Here is a 12,348-nt window from a genome sequence, read left to right on the forward strand (position 1 = left end):
CGTTCAATTTTCAATTTGTAATGTATTCAAAATTATTAAATAAAGAGGCCAAACTGGCCTTGGTTGGCTTGGGTTACGTGGGTTTACCCATAGCGTTAGAGTTTGCCAAGAAGATTCAAGTAATCGGTTTCGATATAAACGAGGAGCGTCTAGCCAAGATGCGTCAAGGGATAGACCCGTGTAAGGAGTTGGAACATTCAGCCTTCGAGGGGGCGGATATAAAATTCACGTCTTCCATTGACGAGTTGCGAGAAGCCTCTTTCTTTATAGTTGCCGTCCCCACTCCTATAGATAGGCATAATCAACCGGACTTGACCCCGTTGTTGAGCGCAACCCGTTCCGTGGCTCACGCCTTGAAAAAAGGGGATTACGTGGTTTACGAGTCAACGGTTTATCCCGGTTGCACGGAGGAAGATTGCTTGCCAATATTGGAAGAAATTTCAGGCTTGAAGGTCGGTCTTGATTTCAAGATCGGTTACTCGCCGGAGAGAATTAACCCCGGGGAGAAGGTACATACCTTGCCTAACACGATCAAGATCGTTTCTGGTTGTGACGGGGAGGCATTGGATATTATCGCTAAAGTTTACGAGTTAGTTGTGAAACCGGGTGTTCATCGTGCCCCGAATATCAAGGTTGCCGAGGCCGCCAAGATCATCGAGAACACGCAACGGGACGTGAATATTGCTTTGATGAACGAGTTGTCGATCATCTTTAGTCGTATCGGGATCAACACGTATGACGTGCTGGAGGCCGCTGGAACAAAATGGAATTTCTTGAAATTTTACCCGGGGTTAGTGGGTGGACATTGTATAGGGGTTGATCCTTATTATTTGGTTTACAAGGCTAGCGAGTTAAAATATCACACGCAAATTATCAGTGCCGGGCGTTTTATAAACGACACGATGGGAGGCTATATCGCTAAAAAACTGGTGAAGAAGTTGATCGGGATGGGTAAAGGAATTCTAGGAGCTCGTGTGTTAGTTATGGGAATAACGTTCAAGGAAAACGTGGCGGATATACGTAATTCGAAAGTGGTTGATATAATTAACGAGTTAAAGGATTTTGGTGTCGACGTGGATGTTGTTGACGCTTATGCCGATTCTGAGGAAGTAAAACAGATGTACGGTTTCGGGTTAATAGAAAAGCCGAGGAATAATTATGATGCCGTGATCGTGGCCGTTTCTCATGATGCTTATAAAGACTTGGACGAGAAGTATTTTAAATCATTGACTTACGATAACGCTGTGCTAGTGGACGTGAAAGGAATGTACAGGGATCGAATTCACGAGTTAAAATATTGGAGTTTGTAAATTTTTGCATGAGATAGAAAATAAAGGAGAATAGAGAGGTTTATTGATAAATTTTACAATTGGAGAGAATTAATTTCATTTTAAAGGAGGCTTGTAGGCGTGATAAATAATTATAGAAAAGGATATGAGTTATTTATAATTTGAATGATTGCATGTTTACAAGGATGAAAAAAGTTTTCTTTTATAAAAGAAAAGGTTTTCTTACAGACGCGTTTATTGTAACTTTAGGGACAATTGCAGCACAGGTGTTGCCATTAATTTTTTATCCTGTATTGACCCGTTTATTTTCCCCGGCAGATTTTGGAATCTTGGCTACGATAACGGCAATAACAGGAGTACTTACAGTAATCGTTACAGGAAAATATGAAACAATAGTATTAATTGTTGATGATAAAAAAGATACTGCCAATTTATTGATTGCAATTCTTTTAATATCATTATGTTCCCTTTTAATATCAGAAATTTTAATGTGGATATTTTCTTCTGAGATTTCTGTTTTATTCAATGATCCAGAGTTAAGATACTGGTTATTTTTATGTCCAATTCTTTCTTTTTGTATTGTAATATACCAGTGTTACAATGAATGGTGTGTAAAGTACAAGTATTTTGCAAATTTGTCATGGAACAAAATAACTAATGCTGGAGCTATCGTTTTATCGAAAGTTTGCTTGGGCTGGAGTGCGTGTTTTTCAGGAGGATTGGTGTGGGGAGATTTTGTCGGGCGTTTATTCTCGGCATTGGCTTGTACGTTGCATGCATTGAAAAAAGACAAGACTGTTTTTAGAGAGGTCTCTGTGCAAAGAATGCTTTTCTTGCTAAAGCGATATAAAGAATGTCCCATTTATGTTATGCCCGCTCAATTATTAAATACTGTTGGAGGATATTTACCTGTATTTTTTTTGGCGGCTTATTTTTCCAAGACAGAATTGGGGTATTATTCAATGACAATGATGCTTTTAACATTGCCTCTTTCGGTTGTCGGAATTGCAATTAGGGATGTTTTCCGTCAGAGAGCTTCTGTTGAATACATGGAAAGAGGATGTTGTAGTGATCTTTACAGAAGGATATTGATTCCTTTGGCCGGGGTATCTTTATTGGTATTTTCTTTGTTATTCATTGTTGCTCCCTGGGTATTTTCATTTGTACTGGGAGAGCAATGGAAGGAGGCTGGTGTTTACGCTCGTGTTTTGTCACCGATGTTAGCCATTAGTTTTGTATCGGAAGTAGGTACAGCCATGTTTTTTATTGCGGAGAAGATGAAAGATTTAATGAAATGGCAGATTACATATTTTTCTTGTTCCTTATTTTCGTTATGGTTGGGTGTGTATGTTTTTAATGATATAAAAATGGTTTTACTTTGTTTTGTATGTGGAAGAAGTCTTGTATATCTCATTAGTATTTTTATGACGTACAGATATACTTTAGGTCATTAAATATTGAAAATATGCAAACGAGATTTTGTAATAATTTTATTTTAATTGTTAGTATTTTCGTATATCGAATATTGTTGGATTTGTGTTACCTTATTATTATTACGAGATATTATGAATATTTAAATTATAAAAACGAGTTCTCTACAGTGAATTATATAATTTCATGGAGTGTCTTATTATTATTATTGCCGTTTATTGTTTCTTTTTTCAAATGGAAAAATAGTGAAAGATTGTTTGCTAATATAATGAGTTTGATTTTTTTAATTCGTTTTATTCCTGGAACATCTTTGATGGCGTTTATGCCTATGCCTTTAAATATGTTGATGTATTACGTTTTGTATTGGTTGTTAATTTGTTTTGCTTCTTATATTGTAAGACCAACACGTGTATATAATAACATGTCTAATCATATGCCTATAATATTATATGCTATTATGGGAATATTGTGTTGTACGGTTTTATATATTTCTGGAGTATATGCAGGATTTCGACTTAGATTGGATCTTGGTTCTGTTTATGACTTAAGACTAGAAGCAAGGTCTTGGGATTTACCAGTAATATTAACTTATTTGTTACCAGCAGCGGTGACAATTCTTCCTATATTCTTGATTTTATTTTGGTTAAAGAATAAAATAATCGTGGTCGGAATGTTAACTTTTGTGATTCTATTAAATTTTTCTGTTAATGGAATGAAGAGTATTTTATTTTTTTTGGTTTTGTGTTTTATTGGTTATTATTTCTATAATGAAAATAAAATTAGATTGCTCCCTTGGGTTTTTATTTTAATATTAGTTAGTGCATTATTTGAATATAAGTTTTTTAATACATATCTAATTGCAGGATTTGGTGTTATTAGATCATTATTTACGCCAAGTAAAATAGATTATTATTATTATGATTTTTTTCAAACTCATGAATTTGATTATTTTAGGCAAAGTTTTCTTCGTTGGTTTGGAGTTTCTTCTCCATATAAAGTAGATATTGCTCGTATAATAGGGAATGAATATTATGGTAATATAGATAATAGTGCTAATAATGGATTGTTTTCTGATGCGTATAAAAATTTTGGAGTTATAGGTATTTTTGTTTTTCCATTCATCCTTGTTTATATATTTAAATTGCTAAATTCTTGTGCTAAAGGATTGGATTTTAGATTATTGACATTGCCAATATTTGTTTGTGTAACTTGGTTTTCTAGTGCTTCTTTTACGAATGTTTTGTTAACAAATGGGATATTGTTAATGATGATTGTTTTAGCATGTATTCCTAGGTATAATAGCTGTAATTATGATTAGATGAAAAAAAAAATTTGCCATTTAACTAGCGTTCACTCAATTAATGATAGTCGGATATTTTACAGAGAATGTTTCTCTTTGTTAAAAAACGGGTTTAATGTATCTTATATTGTACCTAATGTGGAAGAAAAATGTGAAAACAATATACATATTATAGGGGTTCATTGTAAGAAACAAGGACGATTATATAGAATGTTTATTTTTCCACGATTTATTTATAAGAAAGCATTGGAAATAAATGCAGATATCTATCATTTTCATGATCCGGAATTAATGCCTGTTGGTTTGAAATTAATGAAAGCGGGTAAAAAAGTTATTTACGATGTTCATGAAGATATTAGAAAGAAGATGACCTCAAAGCCATATATACCAACTCTAATAGGATATATATTGAATATATTAATTGGTTGGTATGAAGATGTATGTGTGAAAAAATTTTCTGGTGTCGTTTGTGCTACTGATTTTATAGCAAAAAGATTTTATAGTTTAAACTCAAATGTTGTTGTAGTAAAAAATTATCCGATAATAAACCCAATAGATATTGATGTAGAAAGAGAATCTAATTGTTGTGTATTTGCAGGAATTCTTTCTGAAAATTTATGTATTTATGAAATGGTAGAGTCATTGGCTTTAACTAAAAATAAGATAAAGTTGTATCTTGCAGGGAGATGGAGTGATGAAAAATATAGATTGAAAGTAATGTCATCTAGAGGTTGGAAATACGTGGATTTTTTAGGGTATTGTTCAAAGCAGAAAGTACAAGAATTGATGCAACGAGCTTCTATTGGCATTGTTTTACAAAGAGATAATTTTGTTATGAGACAGGCAATTAGTACAAAATTATTTGAATATATGCAAAATATTTTACCTGTAATATCTTCTAATTTGCCTTTGCATAAAGAGATTAATGATGAGTTTTGTAATCAAATATTAGTTGATCCGTTAGTGTTGAGTGAGGTTGCTGGAGCAATTGATTATTTGATTGATAATGTAGATGTTGCGCGAGAAAAAGGATGTAATGGAAGAAGAGCGATCTGTGAAAAATATAATTGGACTTCAGAAGAGTTAAAATTAATTGATTTATACAATCGATTATAGATTTAGTGATGAACAAAATATTAGAATCTTTCTATTTTAGGATGCCATTGTTTATGCAGAATATGGGAATTTCTGTTTATGGTTATTTTTGGAAAAAACACCGTTTAGGAGGAATCTTTTTACCTGAAGTTAAAGCAGCTCGTGAGCGTGAATTTTATACTTATGAACAATGGAAGGGGTATCAAACGAAAGTATTGCGAAAGTTATTGATACATGCGTTTGATTCGGTCCCTTTTTACGGTGAAAGATATCGTTCTCTAGGTATAGATCGAAGTTTTTTGGCTAATATCAAATTAGAAGAGTTAAAATTATTACCTTATACCACAAAAGAAGATTTTCGTAAATATGGGGATTCAACAATGTTGTCTTCTAAATTGTTGAAAGGTAATTTTGAACATAGTAGTGGTTCTACGGGTACTCCTGTGCATATTTATATGCCGGATTATGTAGCTCAAACTTTTTCCGCTTTAATGGAAAATAGAGTTAGAAATTGGGCTGGAGTTGATTATAGAACTCCACGAGGAATGGTTGGTGGAAGAAGAATAATTCCGGACAGTCATATGGAACCACCATTTTACCGTTATAATTTTGTTGAGAAACAGACTTATTTTTCAGCTTACCACATCTCAGAGCAAACGATAGGGGATTATTTGAATGGAATTATTGAAAATAAGGTCGAGTGGATGACGGGATATGCAATGAGTAATTATTTTATTGCAGATTTTATTCGTAAAACAGGTTTAAAAGCCCCGCAATTGACGGCTGTAATAACTTCAAGTGAAAAATTAACAGAGAAAATGCGGGAGGTTATATCTGCCGTTTTTGGATGTAAAGTTTTTGATTCTTATAGTGGATGCGAAGCGTGTGGTTTAATTTCCGAATCTGCTGAAGGTGAATTGTTAGTTAGTCCCGATGCTGGTATTATGGAATTTATAAACGAAGATGGGAATGAGGTTTCTAATGGAGAAGTTGGAGAAATTGTATCTACGGGCTTGATTAATTTTGATCAACCATTAATTCGTTATAGAATTGGAGATATGGTAAGAATCGCAAAGGATCAAAGTTTGAAAACGAAGCATCAAATGACGAAAATAGATGAGATTATAGGTCGGGTGGAAGATGTGGTTGTTGGTGTTGATGGAAGAAAAATGGTTCGCTTTCATGGATTATTTATTGGGATTAAAGGTTTGGTTCAATCTCAATTGGTACAACTTACTTATACCGATTTTGAAATTAAATTAATAGTTGAAAAATTATTTTATAATAAGAATGAAGCAGAAGCTATAATCAGTCAGCGTTTAGAGAGTCAAATTGGAAAAGTTGCGGTTAAATTTGATTATGTTAGTGTATTACCTGCTGGTAAGAACGGGAAAGTTAAAGCAGTTATATCAAATGTAGTAAAATGAAATAGATTATAGAAAGGAATTTAGATAATGAGGTATTTTAATGTGGGAGCATTGTCCGTCTCCCATATTAACGGTTCTCATACTCCGGCAGTCAGAGGCGGGGAAATAGTAGAGTATCAAGGATGAAAAAAGCGAAAAACAACCAATGCTCTTTATTTCACAGATCGTCAAGGATTAGCGTTGGCGATGTCTGAGTCTCAAAAAGGGAATCACACAGATTTTTATGAAGTAGAGAATCGTGTGGATGAAATGGTAACTCAAATTCGAACAGTTGAAATTATCTTGACAATTTATTTTAAGAATACCGATGCCGGATTTGATGGAAAGATCTTTCGGGAAGCCCTTACAAAACATAAGATAATCTCTAATGTTTGCTCCAATCCACGTAATGGTGAATCGAAAGAAGAACAACTCTTTGACACGGAATTTTATAAAGAATGTTGGATTATTGAATGGACTAATACGTGAATAAATAGTTTTCGTTTAATCCTAACTAGACTTGATACGACTGCGTCAAGTTGGAAAGAGTGGAATTATTTAACTTTTACGATACTCTTGTTGAGACAAGTGGGAAAAGTAAATAAGTTTAGATGACTTCATTTAGTAAATAAAGTATTTGATATATATAATTGATTTATTATTTAATGATGGTTTTATGGACAGTTCTGTTATTGCTACTTTTCTAAATAAACAATTGTTTGGTTCCAATATTGAGGTAACAAAATTTTCATCCCTTTCGGAATTGAATGATAATTGTGTTGTTTTTTGCAAAAAGTATTCTGTTGATTTAGCGAGAGTCTTAAATGAACATAAAGTTATTTTGGCGATTGTTACTCCAGAGTATGAGGGGAAAATTGATTGTTCCTATATTATTTCAGAAAATCCTCGATTGGATTATTTGCGAGTTTTAAAGAAATTCTTTAATGAAAATAAAAAAGAACAGGGAATTCATGCTACTGCTGTAGTGGAAGAAGGGGCTCAACTTGGTTTAGATGTATTTATAGGTGCAAATTGTTATATTGGACGTGACGTCATTATTGGTGATAATACATATATATCTCCTAATGTTGTAATAGATGGGAAAACAATAATAGGGAATAATTGTTATTTTAAGTCTGGGTCTGTTATTGGGCAAACAGGATTTGGTTTCGAAAGAAATGCAGACGGGATTCCTGAATATTTCCCACATTTCGGAACAATAGAAATAGGTAATAATGTTCATATTGGAGCAAATAACACGATTGATCGAGGAACGCTAGGTGTTACTAAAATAGGGGACAATGTAAAAACTGATAATTTGGTACATATTGCTCATAATGACACTATAGGAGAATCTTCGCTGATTACAGCGGGAGTTATTTTTAGTGGTGGAGTTATTGTTGGTAAACAATGTTGGATCGCCCCTAATGTTTGTGTTAAGGAAAAAACTGTAATTGGTGATAAAGGTTATATCGGGATTGGTGCTGTTGTCATAAAAAATGTAAATGCAGAGACTATTGTGGTTGGAAATCCAGCCAAACAATTAATGAAATAAATATGTTTAGTGATTTTTATATAGGACAAGAAGCGACGATATCTAAAACGTTTGTTTTTGATGAAGTTGTTGCCTTTTCGGAATTAAGTTTAGATCGAAATCCGATTCATCTTGATAAGGAATATGCTAAAAAAGGAATCTTTAGTGATTTGATTGTTCATGGTTTACTTACTTCTTCATTAATAAGTGCTGTAATTGCAAATAAGTTACCGGGACCAGGTTCTATATATTTGAGTCAAAGTTTAAAGTTTTTAAAGCCTGTATATCATAATGAAGAAGTTGTTGCAAAGGTTAAAATCGTAGATATTAAACATGAAAAATTAATAATAATGTTGGAGACTCAATGTTTTGTAAATGATATCATTGTTCTTGATGGAATTGCTGTAGTTAAATACATGTCATTATGATTGGAAACTGTAAAAATGTTTTGGTGTTGGCTCCACACACTGATGATGGTGAATTAGGTTTGGGGGGAACAATTAATAAACTTATAACAGAAGGTAAACGAGTTACATATGTTGCTTTTTCAACAGCAGAAGAATCTGTTCCTCCGGGATTCCCTAAAGATATTTTAAAAACTGAAGTTAGGAATGCTACTGCTAAATTGGGAATAAAGTCTGAAAATTTGATTATATATAGCTATCAAGTACGCAAATTGAATTATGTACGTCAAGAGATATTGGAAGAATTAATAAAGATTCGTAAGCGAGAAAAATATGATTTGGTTTTTATCCCTAGCTTACATGACATTCATCAGGATCATACGACGATTGCCCAAGAAGGTGTGCGGGCTTTTAAGAATACGACGATATTAGGATATGAGTTGATTTGGAATAATCTTTCGTTTGATACCCAATGTTTTGTACGATTGCAGGAAGATGATATAAAAGCTAAAATTATGGCTTTAAAAGAGTATCACTCGCAAGGGAAACGGGATTATTTGTCAGATGAGTTTATTTATAGTTTAGCAAAAACAAGAGGGGTACAAGTTGGAAGTGAATATGCTGAGGCTTTTGAAGTTATAAGGTTATTCCTGTAGATTTATGAATATTCTTTTAATTAATCATTACATGGGTGGCTTGAAATATGGTATGGAATATAGGCCATATTATTTAGCCAAAGAATGGGTAAAAATGGGACATCAGGTTACTTTGGTTGGGGCATCGTTTTCTCATTTAAGAATTCAGCAACCTGTTGTTACTACAAATAAAGATTTTGAAGAAGAAACAGTTGAAGGAATAAATTATATTTGGATAAAGACGCCCGCTTATGAATCGACATTTGCAAGAATTCAAAATATTTTTGTGTTTGTTTGTAAGTTGTGGAAGTATTCCAGGAAAATAAGTGAATTTGTAAAACCTGATTTAGTTGTAGCGTCTTCGACATATCCTTTAGATATTTATCCGGCGAGGAAAATTGCAGAAACAGCTGGTGCAAAATTATGTTATGAAGTGCATGATTTATGGCCTCTTTCTCCCAAATTGATTGGCGGATATTCATCATGGCATCCTTTTATTATAGTGATGCAATTGGCCGAAAATTACGCTTATAAACATGTGGATAAAGTAATATCATTGTTGTGGAATTCAGAACAACATATGAGAGAACATGGATTAGCGGAGGGGAAATTTAAATGTATTCCCAATGGTTATTGCAAAGAAGATTGGGAGAATTTGAATTTAAAAGAAGAAATACCGCAAACACATAAATTGTTGTTTAAACAATTAGAAAACAAAATTATTGTAGGATTTGCAGGTGGGTTTGCGGCTTCTGGTTCGTTGGATACACTTGTAAAAGCTGCGGCTTTATTAAAAGAGCATGATAATCTTGCTTTTGTGCTTGTTGGCAAAGGACCAGAGCAAGAGTATTTGGAAAAATTGGTTAAGGAACGTTCTTTAGCTAATACTTTTTTCTTGCCTGCAGTAAAAAAGATACAGATACCTCGTATTGTAGCATATTTTGATGTTGCATTTATTGGAGGAATACATTCTTTTTTACATAAATATGGAACTTCTGCAAATAAATTGACAGATTATATGCTATCTGCGAAACCAATTATACAGGCTATAGATGAACCTAATTCAGTGATTGAAAGAGTTAAGTGTGGTATTTGTGTTGAGGCTGAAAATGAAAGATTAGTAGCAGATGCAATTTTGGAATTAACGGGAATGACTAGAGAGAAGAGAGAAAAAATGGGAGAGGGGGGGAGAAAATATGCATTAGAAAATTTAGAGTGGGGTATTTTGGCAAAACAATTTTTGGATGAATTTGCTAAATGATAGATATTTAGTTGATTCTTGTATTTGTTTTTAAGTGAAATGATAAAGGCGTGTAATTATTAAATTATTTTTATGATACCATTTTCACCACCAAGAATTGACCAGAAGGTCATTGATGAGGTTGTTGATACCTTGAAGTCCGGTTGGATTACGACGGGACCGAAGACGAAGGAGTTTGAACGGAGGTTGACAGCGTATTGTGGAAACAAGGCGACGTTGGCTGTGAACTCGAATACTGTGGGGCTTGAAGTTGTGTTACGGTGGTTTGGAGTACAGGAGGGGGATGAGGTGATTGTGCCGGCGTACACGTATTGTGCCACGGCGAATGTGATCGTGCATTGTGGGGCGAAACCGGTGATGGTGGATGTGAATGCGGATGATTTTGACGTGTGTTTGGAGAAAGTGAGGGAGGCGATCACGGATAAGACAAAGGTGATTATGCCTGTTGATTTGGGAGGTATGCCATGTGCGTATGATGAGTTGTTTGAATTGGTGGAGGCGGAGGATGTGAAAACGTTATTTCAGGCGAAGACGGAAGAGCAGGGGAAGTTGGGAAGGATTTTGATTTTGTCGGACTCGGCTCATTCGATAGGGGCGGAATACAAGGGGCGGAAAGCGGGATGCCTGGCTGATGTTTCGGTGTTCTCTTTCCATGCGGTGAAGAATCTGACCACGGCGGAGGGTGGAGCGATCATGTTGAATTTGCCTGAGCCTTTTGATAACGAGGAGGTGTATAGGTATTTGTGTACATATACTTTGCATGGACAAAATAAAGATGCGCTGGCCAAGACGAAAAAGGGAGCGTGGCGTTATGACGTGCTCGTGTCCGGTTTTAAGGGGAATATGACGGATATTATGGCTTCTATCGGTTTGGTGGAGTTGTCTCGTTACGAGGATGATACTTTGCACTATCGGAAGTGTATATATGATCAATATACAGATGCTTTTGCCCGATACGGATGGGCAGAATTACCAATTTATGAAACGGAAGACCGGAAGAGTTCTTATCATGTGTACTGTTTGCGGGTGAAGGGAATTACGGAGCAACAACGGGATGAGATTATTCAGCGGATTTTTGACAAGGATGTTTCGGTAAACGTGCATTTTCAACCCTTACCTTTGTTGAGTGCATTTAAGAATAAGGGGTATAAGATTGAAGATTATCCGGTTGCTTACGATAATTATTGCCGGGAGATTTCTTTACCAGTGTGGTATGGGTTGAGTGAGGAGATGGTAAAAACGGTTATTGATGCTGTTATTTGTTCTGTAGAAGAGGTTTTGGCGTGATACGCTTTTGTGATGTTTTCTTTTCTTTATTGGGCTTGATAGTTCTATCACCCATTTTTGTGATTATAGCTTTATGTATCGTGTTGGATAGCCGGGGAGGTGTGTTTTATCGTCAGGTGCGAGTGGGGCGGGATGGTAAGGATTTCCGGTTGTTTAAGTTTCGGTCCATGGCGAGCGGGGCGGATAAGAAGGGGTTGATAACCGTGGGGGCAAAGGATTCACGGGTAACACGGGTTGGGTATTTCCTGAGAAAGTATAAATTGGACGAATTGCCGCAGTTGTTGAACGTGGTACGGGGAGAGATGAGTTTGGTGGGACCGAGACCGGAGGTAAGGAAGTACGTGGATATGTACACTGTCGAGCAGCGTAAAGTGTTGGCGATTGTTCCGGGTATAACGGATTATGCTTCTATCGAGTATGCGGATGAAAATACCATCTTGGGACAAGCAAGTGATCCGGACCGGGCTTACGTGGAGCAAATTATGCCGGATAAGATACGATATAACATGAAGTATATAGATAATCAATGTTTGAAAGAGTATTTTAAAATTATATTTTTGACGTTGATGAAGATCGTTAAATGATGTAAGGATTTCGTGATTAAAAAAGAGATAGTACCCCGGATGAAAGTCCGGGGTATTTTTGTATGATGAAAAAGTTGTTGTAGGTGAAGGAGCGGCTGTCAAATCGGCAGGAATTTGGGTTT

At 35.1% G+C, this 12,348-nt stretch carries 11 protein-coding genes; all 11 read left to right on the forward strand.

Features of this window, described 5'->3' with window-relative positions; genetic code table 11:
- Window positions 1–20 precede the first annotated feature (20 nt).
- Window positions 21–1,310: a nucleotide sugar dehydrogenase gene (locus tag F1644_RS21340; RefSeq protein ID WP_118305031.1), complete on the forward strand. Its 1,290-nt coding sequence runs from the start codon at window positions 21–23 to the stop codon at window positions 1,308–1,310.
- Between the two features lie 164 nt (window positions 1,311–1,474).
- A complete protein-coding gene (locus tag F1644_RS21345; RefSeq protein ID WP_168044378.1) occupies window positions 1,475–2,743 on the forward strand; it encodes an oligosaccharide flippase family protein in 1,269 nt (422 codons plus the stop codon).
- Window positions 2,744–2,889: 146 nt separating this feature from the next.
- Window positions 2,890–4,038, forward strand: a complete 1,149-nt coding sequence (locus F1644_RS21350; RefSeq protein WP_147344437.1) for an O-antigen polymerase — start codon at window positions 2,890–2,892, stop codon at window positions 4,036–4,038.
- A complete protein-coding gene (locus F1644_RS21355; protein ID WP_118305028.1) occupies window positions 4,039–5,136 on the forward strand; it encodes a glycosyltransferase in 1,098 nt (365 codons plus the stop codon).
- An 8-nt stretch (window positions 5,137–5,144) separates the two neighbouring features.
- A complete protein-coding gene (locus F1644_RS21360; protein WP_118305027.1) occupies window positions 5,145–6,542 on the forward strand; it encodes a phenylacetate--CoA ligase family protein in 1,398 nt (465 codons plus the stop codon).
- A gap of 655 nt (window positions 6,543–7,197) precedes the next feature.
- Complete coding sequence (locus F1644_RS21365) at window positions 7,198–8,076, forward strand: UDP-3-O-(3-hydroxymyristoyl)glucosamine N-acyltransferase (protein ID WP_118594248.1); 879 nt, start codon at window positions 7,198–7,200, stop codon at window positions 8,074–8,076.
- Window positions 8,077–8,078: 2 nt separating this feature from the next.
- Window positions 8,079–8,483, forward strand: coding sequence for a MaoC family dehydratase (locus F1644_RS21370; RefSeq protein ID WP_118305024.1), 405 nt, complete (start codon window positions 8,079–8,081; stop codon window positions 8,481–8,483).
- A complete protein-coding gene (locus F1644_RS21375) occupies window positions 8,480–9,115 on the forward strand; it encodes a PIG-L deacetylase family protein (RefSeq protein WP_118305023.1) in 636 nt (211 codons plus the stop codon). The genes F1644_RS21370 and F1644_RS21375 overlap by 4 nt, the downstream gene beginning before the upstream one ends.
- Window positions 9,116–9,146: 31 nt before the next feature.
- Window positions 9,147–10,355, forward strand: coding sequence for a glycosyltransferase family 4 protein (locus tag F1644_RS21380; RefSeq protein ID WP_158571810.1), 1,209 nt, complete (start codon window positions 9,147–9,149; stop codon window positions 10,353–10,355).
- 72 nt (window positions 10,356–10,427) lie between these two features.
- Entirely contained in the window at window positions 10,428–11,642 is a 1,215-nt protein-coding gene (locus tag F1644_RS21385) for a DegT/DnrJ/EryC1/StrS family aminotransferase (RefSeq protein WP_118305021.1), read from the forward strand.
- Window positions 11,639–12,226 carry a sugar transferase gene (locus F1644_RS21390; protein ID WP_118305020.1) on the forward strand — a complete coding sequence of 196 codons (588 nt, stop codon included), beginning with the start codon at window positions 11,639–11,641 and terminating at the stop codon, window positions 12,224–12,226. The genes F1644_RS21385 and F1644_RS21390 overlap by 4 nt, the downstream gene beginning before the upstream one ends.
- The last annotated feature ends 122 nt before the right edge of the window (window positions 12,227–12,348 follow it).

It is taken from the genome of Butyricimonas paravirosa (assembly GCF_032878955.1).
GTDB classification, from domain to species: Bacteria; Bacteroidota; Bacteroidia; order Bacteroidales; family Marinifilaceae; genus Butyricimonas; species Butyricimonas paravirosa.

Coding starts and splice junctions, on each gene's coding strand:
- F1644_RS21380 (WP_158571810.1), top strand. CDS start 9,147: ATGGGTGGCTTGAAATATGGTATGGAATATAGGCCATATTATTTAGCC.
- F1644_RS21345 (WP_168044378.1), top strand. CDS start 1,475: ATGAAAAAAGTTTTCTTTTATAAAAGAAAAGGTTTTCTTACAGACGCG.
- F1644_RS21340 (WP_118305031.1), top strand. CDS start 21: ATGTATTCAAAATTATTAAATAAAGAGGCCAAACTGGCCTTGGTTGGC.
- F1644_RS21385 (WP_118305021.1), top strand. CDS start 10,428: ATGATACCATTTTCACCACCAAGAATTGACCAGAAGGTCATTGATGAG.
- F1644_RS21375 (WP_118305023.1), top strand. CDS start 8,480: ATGATTGGAAACTGTAAAAATGTTTTGGTGTTGGCTCCACACACTGAT.
- F1644_RS21360 (WP_118305027.1), top strand. CDS start 5,145: ATGAACAAAATATTAGAATCTTTCTATTTTAGGATGCCATTGTTTATG.
- F1644_RS21365 (WP_118594248.1), top strand. CDS start 7,198: ATGGACAGTTCTGTTATTGCTACTTTTCTAAATAAACAATTGTTTGGT.
- F1644_RS21370 (WP_118305024.1), top strand. CDS start 8,079: ATGTTTAGTGATTTTTATATAGGACAAGAAGCGACGATATCTAAAACG.
- F1644_RS21355 (WP_118305028.1), top strand. CDS start 4,039: ATGAAAAAAAAAATTTGCCATTTAACTAGCGTTCACTCAATTAATGAT.